The organism is Rhodoluna sp. (assembly GCF_036721215.1).
Lineage (GTDB): Bacteria > Actinomycetota > Actinomycetes > Actinomycetales > Microbacteriaceae > Rhodoluna.
On record NZ_DAIMLM010000002.1, the window covers coordinates 223,791 to 244,967 of the forward strand.

The window sequence follows — 21,177 nt, forward strand, 5'->3', positions numbered from 1 at the left end:
CAATCACTGTTTTCGGGGGGAGCCCCATTGGCTGCTCGGATGCGTCCCAGGACTCTAGAAGAAGTGATCGGTCAGGAAAAGGCTTTGCTTTCTGGCTCTCCATTGCAAATTCTGGCTAAGGCCGAATCCGCAAACTCGTCTCACACTTCAATCCTGATTTGGGGACCACCCGGCACGGGAAAGACCTCAATTGCCAAAGCGGTTGCAAATTCATCCGGGCGGAGATTTGTTGAGTTATCGGCTGTGTCTACTGGGGTCAAAGAACTTCGCGATGTCATTGAGAAAGCTCGCCTAGACCAGGAAACTTACGGCGTAACAACGATCGTGTTTCTTGACGAAATTCATAGATTTTCCAAAGCTCAACAGGATGCTTTGTTGCCTTCGGTTGAGAGCGGTGGCATTCTGCTCATCGCTGCTACCACTGAGAATCCCTCGTTTGCCGTAATTGCACCTTTACTTTCCAGATCATTACTGGTGCGGTTGGAACCGCTATCGCAGGACGCCATTTCCGATCTCATAAAAAAAGCAATAGTCGAACCCCGTGGACTTGGCTCCAAAGTGCAAATTGACGATGCTGCCCTAAATCGAATAGTCGAGGTTTCCGGCGGTGACGCTAGAAGGGCTCTAACCGTTTTAGAAGCTGCGGCTTCTAGGGTTCTGGAGTTGTCAAAGTCCAGCGCTGCGGTGATCGGATTGGAAGACGTGGGAGCGAGTTTGGAATCCGCTCTGGTGCGCTATGACCGTGATGGCGATCAGCACTACGACACCATTAGTGCTTTCATAAAGAGTGTACGTGGCTCTGACGCGGATGCCGCGATTCACTATCTAGCTCGCATGCTCGAAGGGGGAGAGGATCCAAGGTTTATCGCTAGGAGACTCATCTTGCTCGCCTCTGAAGACATAGGCCTCGCTGACCCAACAGCACTTTCAATTGCCGTGGCGGCCCACGAAAGCGTTGCGCTAATCGGCATGCCAGAGGGCAGAATTCCATTAGCGGAAGCAACTGTGTATCTCGCTCTAGCCCCAAAGTCGAACTCCGCCTATCTGGCAATCAACCAGGCCATTGCGGATGTTAGAAACGGCTTTGCCCCCACTATTCCTGCCAGTCTACGTAGCAATTACTTATCCAAAGGGGACACCGAGCAGGCTTATAAGTATCCCCACGATGACCCGAACTCGGTAGTGAGCCAGGTCTATGTTGAGGGTGTGCCAGAGTATTTCACCCCTAAGAGCTCAGGTTTTGAGAAGGGTCTTGTGGATCGCTGGCCAGCACTGAAGCGCATTATTCGAGGCAATAGGGCTTGATGGGCCGCTAGTTGCGGTGCTAAACTGTCAACGTTGCCAATTTGAATCCTGAGCGCGGCTGCAAGGGATTAACCAAATAGACAAGAGTCATTTAGCAGACCTTTCTGGGCACACGGGAACGAACCTCTGTCGTTTCATTCTTTGTTTGCCTAACTTGAAAGGAAGCTGTGTCTAAGACATCGCGTACCCGCAGTAAAACTCGTCTGTCTCGAGCCCTAGGACTAGCGCTAACACCAAAAGCCGCCAAGTATCTTGAAAAGCGCCCTTACGCTCCAGGTGAGCACGGACGAACCAAAAGAAAAGCCGACAGCGACTTCGCCGTTCGTCTTCGTGAAAAGCAGAGACTAAGGGCCCAATACGGTATTCGCGAGGCTCAGCTTAAGAAGACTTTCGAAGAGGCCAAGCGTGCCACTGGCTTGACTGGTGAAAACCTTGTAGAGCTTCTAGAAATGAGACTCGACGCAATTCTTCTTCGCGCAGGTTTTGCCCGCACAATCGCTCAGTCACGCCAGTTGGTTGTACACAGACACATTCTTGTAGATGGCCAGCGCGTTGACAGACCATCTTTCCGTGTAAAGCCGGGTCAACTAGTTCATGTTGCCGAGAAGAGTGAAAAGACTGAACCGTTCCAGGTAGCAGCTGCCGGTGGACACGTCGATGTTCTGCCACCGCTTCCTGGCTACCTAACCGTGGAACTAGAGAAGCTTCACATCACACTTAACAGACGACCATTGCGCTCAGAAGTTCCAGTGACTTGTGAAGTTCAGCTCGTTGTTGAGTACTACGCCGCAAGATAGTTCAATCGCTCAAGGAGATCGCCATGTCACCATCAGAAATAGCGAGCCTAATAGCCGCTGGTGGATTTGTCTTGCTTGTGCTTTTCCTTGCAGTGCCGATCTTGAAGCTTGGAAAGCTGATTGATAGAAGCAGTGAATCTCTAGTTCAGATGACCGATGAGTTAACGCCGCTAGTTAGCGAACTAACCGTTACTTTGGAAGAGACTAATCGACAACTCAAGAAGTTTGATGGGATTTCCACTGATGTTGCTCAGGTCACCAAGAGCTTCGCCTCAATGGTCGCAATTTTCTCATCTTCAATAGGTGGGCCAATGGCAAAGATTGCAGGGTTCGCTGAAATTGTGCGCAAATTAGTCGGAAAGAGGAAGTAGCAATGAACAAACTTTTCTGGTTAATAGCTGGCGTTGCTATTGGTGCCGTCGTTGCTAAGCAAATTGAGGAAAACCCTCAAGCTCGCAAGGCCTATGAGGAAGCAAAGGCTTCTTTGCAAGAATTCGCCGATGCGGTAGCAGAAGGCTACAAGGATCGCGAGACCGAGTTAGCAAAGACATCAGGTAAGAAGTCTTCCAAGTCGACAGCAAAGCCACGTGCGAAGGCAGCTTCACGCTCAACTGCGAAAAAGCCCGCAGCTAAGTCAAAGCCCGCTGGCAAGTAGGTAACTTTGCTTACGGCCGAGATACGTCGCCGCTGGCTCGATTACTTCGCCAGTAAAGATCACGAGATTGTGCCGTCGGCATCGCTGATCTCTGAAGACCCAACTCTCATGTTCACTGTGGCCGGCATGGTGCCATTTATCCCGTACATGACCGGTTTAGTACCAGCTCCTTACAAGAGAGCAACAAGCGTACAAAAGTGCGTTCGCACACTCGACATCGATGAGGTTGGCAAGACAACAAGGCACGGAACGTTCTTCCAGATGAATGGAAACTTCTCTTTCGGTGATTACTTCAAGCGTGAAGCGATTTCTTACGCATGGGAGTTTTTAACATCCCCGCAGTCAAAAGGGGGATTGGGATTTGACCCAGAGAAACTATGGGTAACTGTCTACAAAGATGATGACGAGTCCATCAAGTTGTGGCGTGAAGAAGCTGACATTCCTTTGGAGCGTATTCAAAAACGCGGAATGAAGGACAACTATTGGTCGACTGGGCAACCAGGACCTGCAGGACCATGCTCAGAAATCTATTTCGATCGCGGACCAGACTATGGCGTTGATGGTGGACCTGAAGCTGACGAGAATCGCTTTATCGAGATCTGGAACCTAGTTTTCATGCAGTATCAACGAGGTGCAGGCGATGGCAAAGATGGTTTCGAAATCCTCGGCGAATTGCCTTCAAAGAACATCGACACCGGTATGGGGCTCGAGCGAGTCGCGTTCATCATGCAAGGCGTTGACAACTTGTACGAGATTGATGAGGTTAAGCCAGTTCTAGATCTGGCAGCAAAGCTCTCGGGTAAGACCTACGGAGCGAATGAATCAGATGATGTTCGTCTCAGGGTGGTTGCAGACCACGTTCGCTCCGCTCTAATGCTTATTGGAGATGGGGTAGTTCCAGCTAATGATGCACGCGGCTATGTGGTCAGAAGACTACTCAGAAGAGTGGTCCGCGCAATGCGCCTACTGGGTGTTGAAAAACCGGTCTTCGCGGAGCTATTTACTCGCTCCAAGGACTCGATGAAGGCTAGCTACCCTGAGCTAGACACAGACTTTGCTCGCATCTTGCGAATTGCCGTAGCTGAGGAAGAAGCATTCCTTCGCACCCTTAACGCTGGACTCCTGGTGCTGGACGAGGAAATTTCCAAAGCTAAGAAAGCTGGAAAGAGCAACCTCAGCGGTGAAAGCTCCTTCTTATTGCATGACACCTACGGATTTCCGGTCGATCTAACCTTCGAAATTGCCGAGGAACAAGGTTTATCTCTAGACCGCGAGGAGTTTAATGTTCTTATGAATGTCCAACGTCAGCGCGCGAAGGATGACGCGAAGATGAAGCGCTCAGGTAATGCCGATCTTTCGGTCTACGGAGAATTCCGTGCCCTTGGATCCACTAAATTCACCGGTTATGACGAGCTAGTAACCAGCGCAAAAGTTGTGGGTCTTATTCGCGATGGAGCGGTAGTTTCCAGCATCAAACAAGGCGACGTAGCTGAAGTGATTCTTGACGAGACATCCTTTTATGCAGAATCCGGTGGCCAAGACAGTGACTCTGGATTCATTTTCGCAGAGGGCCTATCTCTTGAGGTTCTGGATGTTCAAAAACCAGTCAAGGGACTCGTTTCTCACAGCGTGACGGTCCGAAGCGGAGAAGTAGGTGTTGGATCTAAAGTTTCCGCGCAGGTTTCGGCTGACTGGCGACTAGGTGCAGCGCAGGCCCACTCAGCGACACACGTGATGCATGCCGCTTTGCGTCAAGTGCTGGGCCCAAGTGCGCTTCAGTCTGGCTCTTACAACAAGCCAGGATATATGCGTCTAGATTTCTCATGGAACGAGTCATTGAGCCAATCTTCAATTACTGAAATTGAAGAGGTTGCAAATCTAGCTATTCGTCAAGACCTTGCGGTGCAGGCGGAGTTCATGAGCGTAGAGGAAGCCAAAGCCAGTGGGGCAATTGCCCTTTTTGGAGAAACCTATGACGAACTTGTGCGCGTGATTCAAATAGGCGGGCCATGGTCAAGAGAGCTTTGTGGTGGTACTCACGTGTCGCGCTCGTCTCAAGTTGGGCTAGTTTCCATTCTTGGCGAAGCATCGGTTGGGTCTGGTTCGCGTCGTCTTGAAGCACTTGTTGGATTCGAAGCCTTTCAAGCCCTCTCCGCAGAGGCTCAAATAGTTGGGCAAATTCTTGAGTCCCTTAGAGTTCCAAAACAAGAATTGGCAGCCAAGGTTAGACAAACTCTTGAGCAGCTAAAAAAAGCTGAGAAGAAGCTAGCAGCTCTAGCACTCGAAGGCTTTCGCTCGCAAATTCCTGTAGTAATCAAATCCGCCAAGACGGTTGGAAAGTTCGACTTCCTGCACTACCCAGCCGGCGAAGATTTATCCGTTGATCAAGTTCGCGAGATGGCGACGGGTCTTTCGCAAGCTTTAGAGAGCAAGGCGTCTGTTGTTGCGGTTACGGCTCTGGTAGATAGCAAGATTGCTTTGATAGTTGCTACATCCAGTAAGGCAAGAGAGCAAGGTGTTTCCAGCGGGAACCTAGTAAAGGTTGCCTCTGGAATTTTGGGTGGTGGCGGTGGTGGCAAAGACAACATCGCTCAAGGTGGCGGTCCAGAGACTTCAAAGCTCAAAGAAGCAATTGCTGCTATCGAGAAGGAGCTGAACTCCTAAATGCGAACTGGCCGGAGGTTAGCGGTTGATGTCGGTAAGGTGCGAATCGGCATTGCGATTTGCGATCGTGAAGCAATCTTGTCCTCACCGCTAGAAGCGGTTGCAAGGTTATCTAGCGCATCGGAAACGGTTACCTCAATTGCTCAACTTGCTGACACGCACGGCGTTATTGAAGTTTATGTGGGGGAACCTCTCTCGCTAAGTGGCAAGGAGACCGATTCAACCAATGATGCGAGGTTTATCGCTTCGGAGCTTTCCAAAGCGCTTTCGGTTCCGGTTCGAATGATTGATGAAAGGCTCACTACGGTCTCTGCTAGCGCAAAGCTTCGCGCTTCAGGCATTAATGCCAGAGACAGCAAATCGATTATTGACAGCGCAAGCGCGGTGGAGATTCTAGAAAGTGCTCTCAGTTACGAAAAGAGTTCAGGGTTAGCTCCCGGACATTTGGTGGGTGATTCTGTTGGGGCGTAGATCGGTGTCTGTTGGCATGTCCAGGGGTTCAAAACTTCTTGTTGGTGCTCTTGTTCTGTCCCTGGTTGGTGGCATTGCAGTAGTAGCAAACTTTGATTGGCTTCGAGATCAGTATCAGAAACTCACAGCTTTGGATTATCAAGGAACCGGCGTTGGCGAGGTAATCGTTCGAATTGAAGCCGGTGAAGACGGACTTATCGTGGCTAACAAGCTTTTTGAAGCAGGTGTTATTAGAGATGTCGACTCGTTCTATCGAGTACTGCTTGAGCGCAATCCAATTTTCTACCCCGGTAGTTTCACTCTGAAGCTCCAAATGAGTAATGAATCCGCGTTGGCAGCGGTTACCGATCAGTCCAACATCCTAAGCTTCCAGGTGACTATCCCAGAAGGATATCGCGTGGTCCAGATATTCAATGAGGTATCCAGAATTACCAGCATTCCAGTCGACGAGCTTTGGTTGGCAGCAGAAGATTTGACCGTGTACGGAATCCCTGAAGAAGCTCCCACGATAGAGGGCTACCTGTTTCCGGACACCTACAGCTTTGATTTGAAGGTAACTGCTGAAGAAGTCATCTCCATGATGGTTACGAGGATGGAAACTGCTCTTACGGAAGCAGGGGTTGCAAAAGAGGATTGGCACGATGTGCTAACTCTTGCTTCAATAACGCAGCGCGAGGCAAAGCAGGAGCCAGACTTTTACAAGGTGGCCAGGGTCTTTGCTAACCGGGTAGCGATTGACATGCCCCTTGAAACCGATCCGACAATTACTTATAGCTATGACGGAACCGACATGTCAGAAGCTTCCAGGCAAGAGCAGATTGCCTATGGTTACAACACGTATTTGGTTCGCGGTTTGCCACCTGGACCAATCAGTTCCCCAGGTGAGCTTGCAATTGACGCAACTTTGAATCCCGCCGTTGGAGACTGGCTGTTCTTCGTGACAATCAATCTTGCTACCGGTGAGACTAAGTTTTCGAAGACTCTAGCCGAGCATGAGTCATGGATTCCGTTGCTTCGGAAGTGGGAGTCAGAGAATCCGGACTGGTATGACGAGTAAATTCTGTGTTGTTGGTTCCCCAATAAAGCACAGTCTCTCGCCAGTCATTCACAAAGCCGCATACGCACGGCTGGGTTTGGATTTCAGCTACGAACGAATAGAAGTTCCGCTAGGCGGCCTAGGGGCAGTGATGGAAGATCAAGCTTTCTCTGGGCTGAGTGTGACCATGCCACTCAAAAACGAAGCTTTCGAGTTGTCAGATTCATACTCGCCAGAGGCCGAGAGAACCGGTGTAGTGAACACCCTGGTTAGATCTTCAAGTGGTTGGGTTGGCCACAACACTGATGTTCTCGGTTTCGCAAAGTGTTTCGATCAGGTCTCAGATCCGCAAAGAATTAACATTGTCGGCTCGGGTGCAACAGCGCGCTCTGCAGCTCTAGCGATCTCAAGAGTGTTTCCTGCCGCGAAGCTGTCGGTTATTGGAAGAACAGCAAGTTCTTTGGATGAGTTCACTGGATATCTAAACGGTCTTGGCATCGCTTCTGAGGTATTAGAACCTGAAGTTTCTTCATTAGTTGGTGCAGACTTGGTTGTCTCGACCGTGCCGGCAGGGGCCTTTACCGAACTCTGGGATCAGCTCGGAGCTACCAGCAGCGCTAGTCGCGGATTTCTGTTTGACGTTGTCTACGACCCATGGCCATCCCTAGCCTCTCGGGCCTGGGCAGGAAAATCTATTTCTGGTCTTGAGTTGCTTGTCTGGCAAGCCATCGAGCAGGTAAAGCTCTTTGTTGACTCAACGGGACACTCGGTTCCGATTGTCGACCAAGAGCTTTATGAGTCAATGATTGGCGCTGTGGCAGACCAATCTGGTTTCAAATAGACCAACTGTGAGAGAATCGAAACTATGTTGCGCTGGTTAACCGCTGGAGAATCGCATGGCCCTGAGCTGGTTGCGATTGTTGAAGGAATGCCTGCTGGGATCGAAATTACCACCAGCGATGTTCAGGATGCACTGGCTAGGCGAAGACTCGGCTTCGGTCGAGGTGCCCGTATGAAATTCGAACAGGATCAGGTTCAATTAAGCGGTGGCGTGAGACACGGCCTATCTCAGGGCGGTCCAATTGCTATTACAATCCAAAACACTGAGTGGCCCAAATGGCAACAGGTCATGTCTGCAGATCCCGTGAATGACGAAGATCTATCGGGCGCACGTGCTGAGCCACTGACTAGACCTCGTCCAGGCCACGCCGACTTCACCGGCATGCAAAAATATGGCTTCTTGGACTCTCGTCCAGTGCTTGAGCGCGCCTCTGCGAGAGAGACAGCCGCGAGAGTTGCTTTGGGTGAGGTCGCTGCGAGATTTCTATTCCAGCTGGGAATCAAACTAGTTACTCACACCGTGGCTATTGGACCAGTGAAATCCGAAGATGAACAGCTTCCAACGCCAGCTGATGTATCAACTCTTGATGAGAATCCGGTTCGTTGTTTTAGTAAGCAGGTTACCGAGGCTATGGTTTCAGAGATTGAAGACTGCCAGAAAAGCGGAGACACTCTCGGGGGAGTAGTTGAAACCCTTGTGTACGGACTACCTCCTGGTTTGGGCAGTTATGTTCATTGGGATCGCAAGTTAGATTCTCAGCTTGCTGGTGCCCTGATGGGAATTCAGGCCATAAAAGGTGTCGAGATTGGTGATGGCTTTAGCACCGCTAGTCGCAGAGGATCGGTTGCGCACGATGAGATATCAAGAGACAACGATGGCCTGGTGAAAAGATCAACTGGAAGAGCCGGAGGCATCGAAGGCGGTATGTCAACCGGCGAGGTGCTTCGAGTGCGTGCAGCGATGAAACCAATTTCAACCGTGCCCAAAGCCTTGGCAACGATAGATGTAAAAACCGGTGAGGCAACCAAGGCTCACCATCAGCGCTCGGATGTTTGCGCAGTACCGGCAGCAGGAATAGTCGCTGAGGCGATGGTTGCACTCGTGGTCGCGAACGCTGTCTTGGAAAAATTCGGAGGGGACTCTGTCACAGAGACCAAGCGGAACTTGGCTTCTTATCTTGAATCAATCCCTGAAGTCTTAAAGTCTGCTGGTAGCTGATGAAGCAGCCTTTGGTTCTGGTTGGACCCATGGGTGTTGGCAAGACAACCGTTGGAAAGAAACTTGCCAAGGAGCTAAATACTTCCTTTGCTGATACCGACAAAATCATCGCTTCAGAACACGGTTCTATCTCTTCTCTTTTTGACCGCCTTGGCGAGCCTGGCTTCAGGGAGATCGAGAGTAAAGTGTTGGCTAAGTGCCTAGAGGGATCGGGAGTTGTTGCAACCGGCGGCGGTGTTGTAACCACGGAGTCAAACCGAAAGCTACTAAAAACCCACAACGTGATTTATCTTGCGACCGACGGTAAGCACATTGCTTCACGAATCAGTACAAGAAATCGTCCACTTCTAAGTGATGGTGAAAACAGTTGGAAAAGCATCTATGAAGCTAGGAAACCGTTTTATCAGGAAGTAGCAACCCACGAGGTCGATACCAGTGGCAAATCTCTTGCAACCATCGTCACCGAGATTTCAACACTTCTGGGGCAAAAATGACTGAGTTAACAAGAATTACTGTTGGTGCTGCTGAACCCTACGAGGTTGTAATTGGTAGGAATCTACTTGATCAAGTTCCCTCTATGCTTGTTGGAGCCAAAAAGGTTTTGATTGTCCACCCAGTTGGACTATCCGTTAGTGCTGAGGCTCTTAGGGACTCTCTTATGGAGGCAAACTTCGAAGTTGTGCTAGCTGGGGTGCCCGATAGTGAGGATGCCAAGCGAATCGAAGTCGCGGCTTTTTGTTGGGGAATCCTTGGCAAGTCAGAGTTTTCTAGGTCAGACATGATCATTGGATTTGGCGGAGGCGCTATAACTGACCTTGCTGGATTCGTTGCGGCAACTTGGCTGAGGGGTGTTGGAATTGTTCAAATCCCTACCACCGTACTTGCGATGGTTGATGCATCAATTGGTGGCAAGACAGGAGTAAACACTGCCGAGGGTAAGAATCTCGTCGGTGTCTTTCATTCTCCTAAAAGCGTCTTAGTAGATCTAGAAACCTTGGGTAGTTTGGCACGAAATGAATTGATCGCCGGATTCGCAGAGGTTGTGAAGTGCGGATTCATCAGTGACACTCAGATACTTGATCTGATAGAAAACAATACTTCCGAAGCTACGGACCCATCATCTGAGCTTTTTCTTGAGCTTGTGACGCGTGCAATCAAAGTCAAGGCTTTGGTTGTGGCTGAAGATTTCCGCGAGCAAGGTCTTCGCGAGACCCTGAACTACGGCCACACTCTTGGCCATGCCATCGAATTGGCGGAGCGGTATAAGTGGCGTCACGGTGCAGCTGTATCAATTGGAATGGTGTTCGCTGCCGAGTTGGCCAGGCTAAACGGTCGTTTATCTAGCTTTGACGTTCAAAGGCACCGTGACATTCTCACCAGTCTCGGGCTTCCAGTTTCCTACCCAGCGGATAAGTGGCCTCAACTACTTGCCAACATGCGAATTGATAAGAAGGCCCGTGCGGGAAACTTGCGATTTATCGTTCTGGACGAGGTAGGAAAGCCAAGAGTTATGCACTCACCAACTGATGAAATATTGTTCACTGCCTTTCAAGAGATTGCTCAGTAGGCTAGTTCCATGAAATCCATAGTGGTACTCAATGGGCCAAATCTGCAACGCCTTGGATCCAGAGAGCCTGATATTTACGGGACTCTTGACTACACAACTCTCGTCAGTATGTTGGAAAAACACGCTGCCGAACTTGGAGTGTCCTTGACTGTGAAGCAGTCCGATAGCGAGAGCGAACTGATTTCCTGGCTACACGAGGCTACTGATTCGGGAGCTGACATAATTTTCAACCCCGCCGCTTTTACGCACTATTCCTACGCCATTGGCGACGCTTGCAAGATCCACACTGAATCTGGTGCGAAGCTAATAGAGGTCCACATTTCAAATCCACATGCCAGAGAAGAGTTTCGTAAAACCAGCGTCGTTTCTCCAGCCGCAACTGGGGTCATAGCCGGTTTTGGGTTTGACTCCTATCTGTTGGCGCTTAGACAGCTCACTTCCTAAACGCTAGACTCCATAGGTAAACCAACAAGAACAAGGATCGAGCGAGCACGAACATGGCAACATCAAATGATCTAAAAAACGGCCTAGTTCTAAACATTGACGGACAATTGTGGACTGTTATCGAGTTCCAGCACGTCAAACCGGGCAAAGGACCTGCGTTCGTGCGTTCGAAGCTTAAAAATGTTTTGACTGGCAAGGTTGTTGAAAGAACATTCAACGCTGGTGTCAAAGTTGAGACGGCGAATGTTGACAAGCGTGAAATGAACTATCTGTATAACGACGGCTCGGGTTACGTGTTCATGGATAATCAGAACTACGAGCAGATGAGCTTGACTAATGAAATAGTTGGCGATGCTAAGGACTACCTACTAGAGAACCAAGGTGCAATTGTCGCAGTCTACGAGGGTAATCCGATCTATGTTGAGCTGCCGGCCTCTGTTGTCCTAGAGATTACTTTCACTGAGCCTGGCCTTCAGGGCGATCGCTCGAGTGGTGGAACCAAACCTGCAACGGTTGAAACTGGCCTCCAGATTCAGGTGCCGCTGTTTATTGAGCAGAACACCAAGGTTCGAGTGGACACCAGAACTGGCGAGTACCTCGGTCGAGTTACCGACTAGCAAGTGAGCTCCCGGACAAAGTCTCGCAAGATGGCACTTGATGCCGTTTTTGCAGCTGACCTTAGGAAAATCAATCCTGAATTGCTTCTGGCAGCATCTGCCGAGGAGCAGCTTGATCGGCAGAATCAGGAAGAGATCGTTGGTTACGCTAGGCAAATCGTCGAAGGAGTCGCGGCCAACTTTGCCGAGATTGACGATCGCATAGAGGCTTTCTCCCATAAGTGGTCTGTTGAACGTATGCCAGCAGTTGACCGGGCAATTCTGCGGGTTGCTTGCTGGGAGATTCTTTTCAACGAAGAAGTGCCAGATGGAGTGGCAATTTCCGAGGCTGTCCAGTTGGCCGCCGAGCTTTCAACGGAGGATTCCAGTGCTTTCGTGAATGGTTTGCTGGGCGCTATTGCTGGCACAAAAACCGCTAGATGATGTAGGGTAACTTCTAGTAAACATCCTTTAAAGATCGTCCTGTGAGGCGAAGAAGGAGGTGGGCGTTGTCAAAACGCACTGTCTTGAGCTCGGACGACATTCGTCGGGCTATCACTCGCATCTCTCACGAGATTCTTGAGCAAAATCGCGGCGTAGATAATCTTCTTTTGCTGGGTATTCCAACCAGAGGTATTCCAATCGCCACGCGCATCGCTCAGGTCATTAAAGAACACTCTGCTACCGACGTATCGGTCGGTTCACTTGACGTCACGATGTATCGGGATGATCTATCAGATCAGCCAACACGGGTTGTCGGCATTACCAATATCCCTACCTCAGGTGTTGCCGGGAAAGCGGTCGTCCTAGTTGACGATGTTCTCTTTAGCGGCAGAACTATCCGGGCCGCTCTTGATGCTTTGAATGATCACGGACGCCCAGCGGCAGTTCTACTAGCCGTTTTGGTTGACCGGGGTCATCGTCAATTACCAATCAGAGCTGATTATGTCGGCAAGAACCTACCTACCGCGTTGACCGAGAGAATTTCGGTGAAGCTTGAAGAGGTAGATGGAGTGGACGAAGTGGTGATCGACGATTGAAGAATTTGCTCTCAGCTTCTGATCTGGCCAAGCCACAGATCATCGAAGTTCTTGATTTGGCGCATGAAATGTCCGATGTAAACGAGCGCGAGATTAAGAAGCTACCAACTCTTCGGGGAAAAACCGTCGTGAATCTTTTCTTTGAAGACTCAACACGAACCAGGATTTCCTTCGAGCTCGCGGCAAAACGGCTTTCAGCCGACGTGATCAACTTTGCTGCCAAAGGATCATCCGTCTCAAAAGGTGAATCTTTGAAAGATACCGCTCAGACCCTAGAGGCGATGGGGGCAGACGCAATTGTTCTTCGCCACGGCTCAAGTGGGTCAGCACATCGCCTGGCACACTCGGGCTGGGTTCGATCGGCCGTAATTAACGCTGGTGACGGCTCCCACGAGCATCCAACACAGGCACTGTTAGACGCTATGACCATAAGGCAAACGCTACTAACCAACCCAATTGGAACTGATCTTTCAGGAATGAAGGTTTTGATTGTAGGAGACATTTCACACTCAAGGGTGGCTCGCTCGAATCTGATTCTGCTAAAAGCCCTTGGCGCGAGAGTAGCTACCTGTGGCCCGGCCACCTTGGTGCCGCGATCTTTGGAGCCAAGCGGCGGAATCTTTTATTCACTTGATAACGCAATTGACGAATTCGCACCTGATGCAGTTTTGATGCTGAGAATTCAGTCCGAGCGAATGGAAGCATCTTTTTTCCCCACAGAGCGCGAGTACTCAAGGGTTTGGGGCATGAACAGTGAAAGGCTTTCAAGGCTTGGAGATTCAGCCATTGTCTTACATCCAGGACCGATGAATCGTGGACTCGAGATAGACGCAGCCAGCGCTGATAGCCCCAAGTCAAAGATTCTAGAACAAGTTCAAAATGGTGTCGCAGTCAGGATGGCTGTTTTATTTCATCTGCTGGCTGGGGACAAGGGGGAGACAAGATGAATTTCATTCTGCAAAACGCCGTAGACACCAAAGGCAAGTCAGTTGAGGTTGTTATTGAAGGTGGCCTCATAGCCTCAACAAAATCCAAGGACATCGACCACGAGTTAGTCGATTGCTCCGGTCTTCACGTGCTACCGGGATTTGTTGATTTACACACTCACCTTCGCGAACCAGGATTCGAAAACAGCGAAACTATAAGAACTGGTTCTATGTCAGCTGCCGCTGGCGGCTATACCGCGGTTCATGCCATGGCCAACACTTTCCCGGTTGCTGATACAGCTGGCGTAGTTGAGCAAGTGCTACGAATCGGTAAGCAGGTCGGCTTGGTACATGTTCAGCCAATCGGTGCAGTCACCGTAGGTCTTGCTGGGGAGCAACTGGCTGAACTTGGTGCGATGCATGACTCGGCGGCTCGCGTTCGAATATTCAGCGATGACGGTAATTGCGTTCACGATCCTCTGTTGATGCGAAGAGCACTTGAGTATGTAAAGGGTTTTGATGGCATCGTTGCTCAGCATGCTCAAGACCCCAGACTCACCAAGAATGCTCAGATGAACGAGGGTGCTATTTCTTCGCGCCTTGGCTTGGCCGGCTGGCCAGCTCTAGCTGAGGAGTCGATTATCGCAAGAGACATTATGCTCACTGAGCTAACTGCATCTAAGCTGCACGTTTGCCACGTGTCGACCAGACGATCGGTAGAATTGATTCGAGAAGCTAAGTCCCAAGGTATCCAGGTAACAGCTGAGGTAACGGCTCACCATTTGTTATTGACTGAAGATCTCGCGGAAAGTTACGATCCGGTATACAAAGTCAATCCACCGCTAAGAAAAGCTGACGACGTAATGGCTTTGCGCGAGGCCTTGGTCGATGGAACGATAGACGTGATCGCAACCGATCACGCCCCACACCCAAAGGAGTCAAAGGACACCGATTGGGCCAGCGCCGCTTTCGGAATGATCGGCCTCGAGTTCGCATACACAGTGGCTCAGCAGGTTCTGATTGATTCCGGGGCATCCAATCTTGAGCGTCTTGCAGAAGTCATGTCTACGGCTCCCGCACGAATCTCTGGGTTGGATGGTCAGGGCAACTACTTGTTACCAGGAAGTCCGGCGAATCTCACGCTGGTTAATTTGGGGCAAGCTTGGGTAGGCGTGGAAAAAACTCACTCGAAGAGCTCCAACAACCCCTATCAGGGCCTGGAATTCAAAGGCCGCGTTGTGCACACAATTTTTGACGGAGAATTTACTTTGAAGGATCAGACGATAAGGGGGGCCAACACCGATGTTTGAGTTGTATCAGGTTGGTCTGGCATTCGTTGCCGTCTTGCTTGGAGTCATTGCTTGGGCCGGAGCGATTTGGCACAAGAAGTCGAAGGCTCAAGACCTAGAACTAGCTACCCCTGAATACATCGAGTTCAGCAACGTGGGAACGAACGGATTTTACGTCGCAACAACTTATGCTGATCTACCTCTGAATCGGGTTTCGGCGCATGGGCTAGGTTTCGCTGGGAAGGCCTTCTTAGATGTTTCAGATCGGGGCGTTAGGGTTCATCGAATCGGCGAACGAAGCTTCAGAATTGATTCATCCGCCTTGATAGATCTCCGCAGAACTTCGGGTGTTATCGACAAAGTTGTAGAGAAAGACGGACTACTTTCTCTGCGCTGGAAGCTTGGAGTAACCGAACTTGAAACACATCTGAGGTTCGCAAATAATAAGTCAAGAGATGAGATTGCTCATGATGTCTCAAAGCTGATTGTTGGTGTCAAATGACTTCGGCAAAGTTGGTTCTCGAGGACGGAAAGGTCTTCTACGGAAACTCTTATGGCGCTGAAGGCCAGGCACTTGGTGAAATCGTCTTTGCGACTGGCATGACCGGATATCAGGAGACTCTCACTGATCCGTCGTACGCTGGTCAGATTGTCGTGCAGACAGCCCCTCATATAGGCAATACAGGGGTCAACAGCATGGACGAGGAATCAAATCGTATTTGGGTTTCTGGTTATGTGGTGCGCGAACCATCGAGGATCGTCTCGAATTACCGTTCAGAAAAGTCCCTTGATGGAGAGCTTGAGAGTAACTTCATCGTTGGAATCAGCGGACTCGACACAAGGGCTCTAACTAGGCACATTCGCTCACTCGGTGCGATGCGCGCTGGTATCTTCTCGGGACCCCGATCGGAACAATCCATCGAGAGATTGCTGGAGATTGTGCGTGAAGCTCCAGAGATGAAGGGTCTGTCGCTTAGTTCCGTGGTGACAACACCAGACGCGTACGAGGTGCCCCACATGGGTCAGTACGTTGGTCGGGTAACAATTCTCGACCTCGGAATAAAGCGCACCACGATAGCCCAAATGATTAACCGCGGGCTTGTAGTTTCGGTGTTGCCGGCCACCTCCGATCTTGATCAAGTGCTGGCAACAAGTCCGGATGCTGTCTTTTACTCGAATGGGCCTGGAGACCCGAGGGCATCCGCCACTCAGGTAGCCCTGCTGCAAGAGATCCTCAAGCGAAGAATTCCGTTTTTTGGAATCTGTTTTGGAAACCAATTGCTTGGACGCGCACTTGGCTTTGACACTTACAAGCTTCCTTTTGGCCATCGTGGCATCAACCAACCAATCCTTGATAGAACCACTGGCAAGGTTGAGGTTTCTTCTCATAACCATGGTTTCGCCGTATCGGTTCCCGGTGGCGAGAATGGAGAAATTGTTGAGTCACCGGCAGGTTTTGGAAAAGTCAGAGTTTCACATGTGAACCTAAACGACGACTGTGTTGAGGGTCTGGAGTGTCTAGAGCTCAGCGCCTATTCCGTTCAGTTCCATCCAGAAGCGGCAGCGGGCCCACACGATTCCCATCATCTTTTTGATCGCTTGGTTGACATGATCTCTAGCCGAAAGGCGCTGAACTAATGCCGAAAAGAGAGGATATAAAGAGCGTTCTAGTAATCGGTAGTGGGCCAATTGTCATTGGCCAAGCGTGCGAATTCGACTACTCGGGAACTCAGGCCTGTCGTGTGTTGCGGGAAGAAGGAGTGAGAGTAATTCTCGTCAACTCGAATCCGGCGACAATCATGACCGATCCTGATTTTGCAGACGCGACCTATGTCGAGCCAATTACGCCAGCGGTTATTGAAGCCATTATCGCCAAGGAGCGACCAGATGCGATCTTGCCAACACTTGGTGGGCAAACTGCGTTGAACGCCGCCATGAAACTTCATGAGCTAGGAGTTTTGGAAAAGTACTCGGTAGAGCTTATTGGAGCAAACGTTGCAGCCATTCGCGCCGGTGAAGATCGCAGCGAGTTCAAGCAAATCGTTTTGGACTCTGGAGCCGATGTTGCAAAGTCTTTTATCGCTCACGACATTGATGAAGCCCTAGCGGCCGCCAAGAATTTGGGTTATCCGGTTGTTGTTAGACCGTCATTTACGATGGGTGGCCTCGGTTCCGGTTTTGCCTACAACAAGGAAGATTTGATCAGAATTGCCGGAGCTGGTCTTCAGGCAAGCCCCACCAGCGAGGTCTTACTCGAGGAGTCGATTCTTGGCTGGAAAGAGTACGAACTTGAACTAATGCGAGACAAGAATGACAACGCAGTTGTTGTCTGTTCAATTGAGAACGTTGATCCCGTTGGGGTCCATACCGGAGACTCGATCACAGTAGCTCCCGCTCTAACTTTGACAGACAGAGAGTTCCAGAACCTAAGAGACATTTCGATCCAGATTATCCGAGCCGTAGGTGTTGATACCGGTGGATGCAACATTCAGTTTGCGGTGAATCCACTCAATGGACGCGTAATTGTTATTGAGATGAATCCCAGGGTCTCAAGATCCTCCGCACTTGCCTCTAAGGCAACAGGTTTTCCTATCGCAAAGATTGCTGCAAAACTTGCACTCGGATACACGCTAGATGAGATTCCAAACGACATTACGGGAGTGACGCCGGCAAGCTTTGAGCCAACACTTGATTACGTCGCCGTAAAGGTTCCAAGGTTCGCGTTTGAGAAGTTCCCGGCAGCGGATTCAACTCTTACAACGACAATGAAGTCCGTAGGCGAGGCCATGGCTATTGGAAGAACTTTCAGCCAGGCTCTGCAGAAAGCCCTACGTTCACTTGAAAAGAGGGGGTCGTCCTTCCATTGGGCCCCTAACACCACACCACTAAAAGATCTTGTCGAGATCATAAGAAAGCCAACGGATGGACGAATTGTCGATGTTCAGCAAGCGCTTTTGAAGGGTGCTTCTATTGACGAGGTGTTTGAGGCCACCAAGATTGACCCCTGGTTCTTAGATCAAATTGTCTTGATAAATGAGGTTGCTGAAACAGTCAGATTGGCAAAGGACTTAGACTTCGAGACCCTCAGGCATGCAAAAATGCATGGCTTTAGTGATCAACAAATTGCCCAGATTCGAAGACTTAGTGAGTTTGACGTCAGGAGTATCCGCCACCAACTAGGCCTTAGACCGGTTTACAAGACTGTTGACACTTGTGCGGGGGAGTTTCCGGCTCTTACCCCTTATCACTACTCAACCTATGAGCAAGAAACAGAGGTTGTTGCATCTGACAGAAGTAAGGTGATCATCCTCGGGTCTGGTCCAAACAGGATCGGCCAGGGAGTCGAGTTTGATTACTCTTGCGTGCACGCTTGTTTTGCTTTATCTGATGCAGGTTACGAGACTGTAATGATCAACTGCAACCCGGAAACCGTTTCTACTGATTACGACACTTCAGATCGCTTGTACTTTGAACCAATGACACTCGAAGATGTTCTGGAAGTGATCCACGCCGAGTCGCTATCTGGCGAAATTGTAGGTGTGATTGTTCAACTCGGGGGTCAGACTGCTCTCGGATTAGCTCAAGGGCTCAAAGACGCGGGAGTCCCGATTCTTGGAACCACACCCGAGTCACTGGATTTGGCTGAGGACAGGGGAGCATTCTCAAAGATCCTTGATCAAGCCGGTCTGCTATCTCCAGCAAATGGAACGGCAACAACCCTTGAGGAAGCTAAGGCAGTAGCTCACAGTATTGGCTACCCAGTACTGGTTCGACCATCTCATGTGCTTGGAGGTCGTGGGATGGAGATCGTTTACGAGGCCGAGGGAATGACTGGCTACTTTGGTCGCATTGAGGGTCAAGCAATTGTTGGTGTTGAGCATCCTTTACTAGTTGATCGATTCCTCGACGATGCAATTGAGATAGACATCGATGCTTTGTATGACGGTGTTGAACTGTATGTCGGTGGCGTCATGGAACACATCGAGGAAGCTGGAATTCACTCTGGTGACTCTAGTTGCACACTTCCCCCAATTACTTTGAGCGATTCTCAGATACAGCGAGTCCGGGACGCAACAGAACTAATTGCCAAGGGAGTTGGCGTGAAAGGATTAATCAACGTCCAGTTTGGCTTGGCCGCGGATGTGCTTTATGTGCTTGAAGCAAACCCGAGGGCCTCGCGAACTGTTCCATTTGTCTCCAAGGCTCTTGGAATAACACTGGCCAAAGCGGCGTCCCTTGTCATGGTTGGCAAAACTATTCACGAGCTACGTGCGGAAGGTCACTTGCCAGCAGTTGACGGCGTTGTTTCTTTACCGGGAGATCCAATCTCGGTCAAGGAAGCAGTTCTTCCCTTTAAGCGGTTCGCAACTCCAGAGGGCAAGTATGTTGACTCTCTTCTAGGTCCGGAAATGCGATCAACCGGAGAGGTCATGGGAATAGACGTGGACTTTCCAACGGCATTCGCAAAGTCCCAAGCCGCAGCTGGTAGCGCTCTTCCCAAGTCGGGAAAAATCTTTGTTTCTGTTGCAGATAGAGACAAGCCACAGATGCTTCTGGCTATCCGAAGATTGGCGCAGTTAGGTTTCGAGATTCTTGCGACCGAGGGAACGGCACAAATTCTGGGGAGGCACGGGGTAACTGCCACGTCTGTGCGAAAGCACAGCCAAGGTTCCTCCGAAACAATGGGCCCAACAATTGTTGAACTGATAACAGCGGGTCAAGTCGATGTGGTTGTGAATACCCCAACCGGGGCCGCGGCAAGACGGGATGGTTACGAAATTCGAGCGGCCACCACAGCAGCCGACAAGCCGATCTTTACAACAATCGCGCAACTGAGCTCGGCAATCGGATCCTTTGAGTCTGTAATTGCAGGTCCGTTCGCAGTTCGATCATTGCAAGAATATGCGCAAGACAGAAAGGCCGCTCTTGCCAAGTAGTTTCGGAGAGCGCCTTGTCAAAACATTCGCCACAAGTGGCCAGCTTTGTGTTGGTATGGACCCGAGTGTGGAACAGCTCAGTAAATGGGGACTTTCCGAAAGCTCTGCTGGCGCTGAGCAATTCTGCATGCAAATCATTGATAGCTGCTCTGGTGAAATTGGTTTATTGAAACCCCAGGTTTCATTCTTTGAGCAGTTTGGTTCCGAGGGCTTCGCCGCTTTGGAGCGAGTGCTTGTTCGAGCTTCTGAAGCGGGTTTCATTGTTATAGCTGATGCCAAACGAGGAGACATCGGAACCACAATGGATGGCTACGCTAGGGCCTGGCTTTCAACTGAGGGTCCATTAGTTGCAGACGCGGTTACTGTTTCACCGTACTTAGGCGCAGAATCCCTCGACCCCACGATTGCATTTGCGTCCAGCAATTCCAAGGGAGTGTTTATCTTGGCGGCAACCTCCAATCCGGAGGGCAAAGTTCTACAATCTTCTATTTCCGATAATCAAAGAAGCGTAGCAAGCAACGTTTCCTCGTATGCAGCTGGTTTCAATAAGGAATCTATGGGTTCGGTTGGTTTGGTCATCGGGGCGCAGGCTAATCTAATTGACATGGATATCGATCCCAAGAAACTAATTCACACTCCCATCTTGGCGCCGGGCTTTGGCGCTCAGGGGGCAAAGCTTTCGAATGCTCGGTCAATTTTTGGAGATCTTGCTGAAGTGACAATTTTTAGCGTTTCTAGATCTGTGGCAGGGGAGTCATCGGTTGGTTTGCGAGATAGAGTTCAGAGCGCGAAAGCAGAACTAGAGATTGGGCTTTCGAGATGAGTGCAAAATTAGTTGTACTTTCCGGGCCTTCTGCTGTGGGTAAAGGAACATTGGCTAGCTACATCATCGAACAGAACAAGGATTATGAGCTCTCGGTTTCAGCCACTACGAGAACCCCGCGTCCAGGAGAAATTGATGGAAAATCATATCGATTCGTGAGCGAAGACGAGTTTTCAAGGATGCAGCAATCAAATGAGCTACTTGAGTGGGCCACCGTTCATGGTCAGCACAGGTACGGCACACCTAGGTTCCCGGTAGAGAAGGCGCTTGCCGAGGGTAAGAATGTGGTTCTCGAAATTGATGTGCAGGGAGCTTTTCAAGTAAAGAAGTCTTTCCCAGAGGCACTTTTGGTTTTTGTGAATCCTCCTAGTTTTGAAGAGCTTGGGGCAAGGATGGATAAGCGGGGTACAGAGAGCCCAGAAGATAAGCTTCGAAGGCTGGAAACGGCTTCATCGGAGCTTTCACAAGCTGATTCCTTTGATTTTCAGGTAATAAATGACGAGGTAGCCAGATGTGCCCAAGAAGTCGTAGACTTAGTTAAATCCAACTAATTGCAGGGAAGTTTGTC

General features: G+C 50.1%; 22 protein-coding genes. All 22 read left to right on the forward strand.

Annotated elements, in window-relative coordinates:
- Positions 1-39: 39 nt before the first annotated feature.
- On the forward strand, positions 40-1,305 hold the full coding sequence (locus AC9UCN_RS04390; RefSeq protein ID WP_509524135.1) for a replication-associated recombination protein A: 1,266 nt from the start codon (positions 40-42) through the stop codon (positions 1,303-1,305).
- A 167-nt stretch (positions 1,306-1,472) separates the two neighbouring features.
- Complete coding sequence (gene rpsD / locus AC9UCN_RS04395) at positions 1,473-2,102, forward strand: 30S ribosomal protein S4 (protein ID WP_509524137.1); 630 nt, start codon at positions 1,473-1,475, stop codon at positions 2,100-2,102.
- A 23-nt stretch (positions 2,103-2,125) separates the two neighbouring features.
- Positions 2,126-2,473 carry a DUF948 domain-containing protein gene (locus AC9UCN_RS04400; RefSeq protein WP_509524140.1) on the forward strand — a complete coding sequence of 116 codons (348 nt, stop codon included), beginning with the start codon at positions 2,126-2,128 and terminating at the stop codon, positions 2,471-2,473.
- A gap of 2 nt (positions 2,474-2,475) precedes the next feature.
- On the forward strand, positions 2,476-2,757 hold the full coding sequence (locus tag AC9UCN_RS04405) for a hypothetical protein (RefSeq protein WP_509524142.1): 282 nt from the start codon (positions 2,476-2,478) through the stop codon (positions 2,755-2,757).
- Positions 2,758-2,763: 6 nt separating this feature from the next.
- On the forward strand, positions 2,764-5,421 hold the full coding sequence (gene alaS / locus AC9UCN_RS04410; protein ID WP_509524145.1) for an alanine--tRNA ligase: 2,658 nt from the start codon (positions 2,764-2,766) through the stop codon (positions 5,419-5,421).
- Positions 5,422-5,892 (forward strand): Holliday junction resolvase RuvX, encoded by a 471-nt coding sequence (gene ruvX / locus AC9UCN_RS04415; protein WP_509524147.1) that lies wholly within the window; start codon positions 5,422-5,424, stop codon positions 5,890-5,892.
- Positions 5,882-6,949: an endolytic transglycosylase MltG gene (gene mltG, locus AC9UCN_RS04420; protein ID WP_509524150.1), complete on the forward strand. Its 1,068-nt coding sequence runs from the start codon at positions 5,882-5,884 to the stop codon at positions 6,947-6,949. Before ruvX ends, mltG begins: the two co-directional genes overlap by 11 nt.
- On the forward strand, positions 6,939-7,769 hold the full coding sequence (locus AC9UCN_RS04425; protein ID WP_509524153.1) for a shikimate dehydrogenase: 831 nt from the start codon (positions 6,939-6,941) through the stop codon (positions 7,767-7,769). The genes mltG and AC9UCN_RS04425 overlap by 11 nt, the downstream gene beginning before the upstream one ends.
- A 24-nt stretch (positions 7,770-7,793) precedes the next feature.
- Entirely contained in the window at positions 7,794-8,987 is a 1,194-nt protein-coding gene (gene aroC, locus AC9UCN_RS04430) for a chorismate synthase (protein ID WP_509524156.1), read from the forward strand.
- Positions 8,987-9,481, forward strand: coding sequence for a shikimate kinase (locus tag AC9UCN_RS04435; RefSeq protein ID WP_509524158.1), 495 nt, complete (start codon positions 8,987-8,989; stop codon positions 9,479-9,481). Before aroC ends, AC9UCN_RS04435 begins: the two co-directional genes overlap by 1 nt.
- Positions 9,478-10,554, forward strand: coding sequence for a 3-dehydroquinate synthase (gene aroB, locus AC9UCN_RS04440; RefSeq protein WP_509524160.1), 1,077 nt, complete (start codon positions 9,478-9,480; stop codon positions 10,552-10,554). Before AC9UCN_RS04435 ends, aroB begins: the two co-directional genes overlap by 4 nt.
- Before the next feature lie 9 nt (positions 10,555-10,563).
- Positions 10,564-10,998 carry a type II 3-dehydroquinate dehydratase gene (locus AC9UCN_RS04445; protein ID WP_509524162.1) on the forward strand — a complete coding sequence of 145 codons (435 nt, stop codon included), beginning with the start codon at positions 10,564-10,566 and terminating at the stop codon, positions 10,996-10,998.
- A gap of 53 nt (positions 10,999-11,051) precedes the next feature.
- Positions 11,052-11,615 (forward strand): elongation factor P, encoded by a 564-nt coding sequence (gene efp / locus AC9UCN_RS04450; protein WP_509524165.1) that lies wholly within the window; start codon positions 11,052-11,054, stop codon positions 11,613-11,615.
- 3 nt (positions 11,616-11,618) lie between these two features.
- On the forward strand, positions 11,619-12,038 hold the full coding sequence (gene nusB / locus AC9UCN_RS04455) for a transcription antitermination factor NusB (RefSeq protein WP_509524167.1): 420 nt from the start codon (positions 11,619-11,621) through the stop codon (positions 12,036-12,038).
- Positions 12,039-12,103: 65 nt separating this feature from the next.
- Positions 12,104-12,634, forward strand: a complete 531-nt coding sequence (pyrR, locus tag AC9UCN_RS04460) for a bifunctional pyr operon transcriptional regulator/uracil phosphoribosyltransferase PyrR (RefSeq protein ID WP_509524169.1) — start codon at positions 12,104-12,106, stop codon at positions 12,632-12,634.
- Complete coding sequence (locus tag AC9UCN_RS04465; RefSeq protein ID WP_509524171.1) at positions 12,631-13,581, forward strand: aspartate carbamoyltransferase catalytic subunit; 951 nt, start codon at positions 12,631-12,633, stop codon at positions 13,579-13,581. Before pyrR ends, AC9UCN_RS04465 begins: the two co-directional genes overlap by 4 nt.
- On the forward strand, positions 13,578-14,870 hold the full coding sequence (locus AC9UCN_RS04470) for a dihydroorotase (RefSeq protein WP_509524173.1): 1,293 nt from the start codon (positions 13,578-13,580) through the stop codon (positions 14,868-14,870). The genes AC9UCN_RS04465 and AC9UCN_RS04470 overlap by 4 nt, the downstream gene beginning before the upstream one ends.
- Complete coding sequence (locus AC9UCN_RS04475) at positions 14,863-15,351, forward strand: PH-like domain-containing protein (RefSeq protein WP_509524176.1); 489 nt, start codon at positions 14,863-14,865, stop codon at positions 15,349-15,351. The genes AC9UCN_RS04470 and AC9UCN_RS04475 overlap by 8 nt, the downstream gene beginning before the upstream one ends.
- Positions 15,348-16,487, forward strand: a complete 1,140-nt coding sequence (gene carA / locus AC9UCN_RS04480) for a glutamine-hydrolyzing carbamoyl-phosphate synthase small subunit (RefSeq protein WP_509524178.1) — start codon at positions 15,348-15,350, stop codon at positions 16,485-16,487. The genes AC9UCN_RS04475 and carA overlap by 4 nt, the downstream gene beginning before the upstream one ends.
- Complete coding sequence (gene carB, locus AC9UCN_RS04485; RefSeq protein WP_509524181.1) at positions 16,487-19,786, forward strand: carbamoyl-phosphate synthase large subunit; 3,300 nt, start codon at positions 16,487-16,489, stop codon at positions 19,784-19,786. The genes carA and carB overlap by 1 nt, the downstream gene beginning before the upstream one ends.
- Positions 19,752-20,609 carry an orotidine-5'-phosphate decarboxylase gene (gene pyrF, locus AC9UCN_RS04490; protein WP_509524184.1) on the forward strand — a complete coding sequence of 286 codons (858 nt, stop codon included), beginning with the start codon at positions 19,752-19,754 and terminating at the stop codon, positions 20,607-20,609. The genes carB and pyrF overlap by 35 nt, the downstream gene beginning before the upstream one ends.
- On the forward strand, positions 20,606-21,160 hold the full coding sequence (gene gmk, locus AC9UCN_RS04495; protein WP_509524186.1) for a guanylate kinase: 555 nt from the start codon (positions 20,606-20,608) through the stop codon (positions 21,158-21,160). Before pyrF ends, gmk begins: the two co-directional genes overlap by 4 nt.
- Positions 21,161-21,177: the final 17 nt, after the last annotated feature.

Bases quoted from the DNA above. Each gene is read 5' to 3' on its own strand.
- AC9UCN_RS04390 (WP_509524135.1), top strand. From the start codon at position 40: ATGCGTCCCAGGACTCTAGAAGAAGTGATCGGTCAGGAAAAGGCTTTG.
- AC9UCN_RS04400 (WP_509524140.1), top strand. From the start codon at position 2,126: ATGTCACCATCAGAAATAGCGAGCCTAATAGCCGCTGGTGGATTTGTC.
- AC9UCN_RS04405 (WP_509524142.1), top strand. From the start codon at position 2,476: ATGAACAAACTTTTCTGGTTAATAGCTGGCGTTGCTATTGGTGCCGTC.
- ruvX (WP_509524147.1), top strand. From the start codon at position 5,422: ATGCGAACTGGCCGGAGGTTAGCGGTTGATGTCGGTAAGGTGCGAATC.
- AC9UCN_RS04425 (WP_509524153.1), top strand. From the start codon at position 6,939: ATGACGAGTAAATTCTGTGTTGTTGGTTCCCCAATAAAGCACAGTCTC.
- aroC (WP_509524156.1), top strand. From the start codon at position 7,794: ATGTTGCGCTGGTTAACCGCTGGAGAATCGCATGGCCCTGAGCTGGTT.
- AC9UCN_RS04435 (WP_509524158.1), top strand. From the start codon at position 8,987: ATGAAGCAGCCTTTGGTTCTGGTTGGACCCATGGGTGTTGGCAAGACA.
- aroB (WP_509524160.1), top strand. From the start codon at position 9,478: ATGACTGAGTTAACAAGAATTACTGTTGGTGCTGCTGAACCCTACGAG.
- AC9UCN_RS04445 (WP_509524162.1), top strand. From the start codon at position 10,564: ATGAAATCCATAGTGGTACTCAATGGGCCAAATCTGCAACGCCTTGGA.
- efp (WP_509524165.1), top strand. From the start codon at position 11,052: ATGGCAACATCAAATGATCTAAAAAACGGCCTAGTTCTAAACATTGAC.
- AC9UCN_RS04470 (WP_509524173.1), top strand. From the start codon at position 13,578: ATGAATTTCATTCTGCAAAACGCCGTAGACACCAAAGGCAAGTCAGTT.
- AC9UCN_RS04475 (WP_509524176.1), top strand. From the start codon at position 14,863: ATGTTTGAGTTGTATCAGGTTGGTCTGGCATTCGTTGCCGTCTTGCTT.
- carA (WP_509524178.1), top strand. From the start codon at position 15,348: ATGACTTCGGCAAAGTTGGTTCTCGAGGACGGAAAGGTCTTCTACGGA.
- carB (WP_509524181.1), top strand. From the start codon at position 16,487: ATGCCGAAAAGAGAGGATATAAAGAGCGTTCTAGTAATCGGTAGTGGG.
- pyrF (WP_509524184.1), top strand. From the start codon at position 19,752: ATGCGCAAGACAGAAAGGCCGCTCTTGCCAAGTAGTTTCGGAGAGCGC.
- gmk (WP_509524186.1), top strand. From the start codon at position 20,606: ATGAGTGCAAAATTAGTTGTACTTTCCGGGCCTTCTGCTGTGGGTAAA.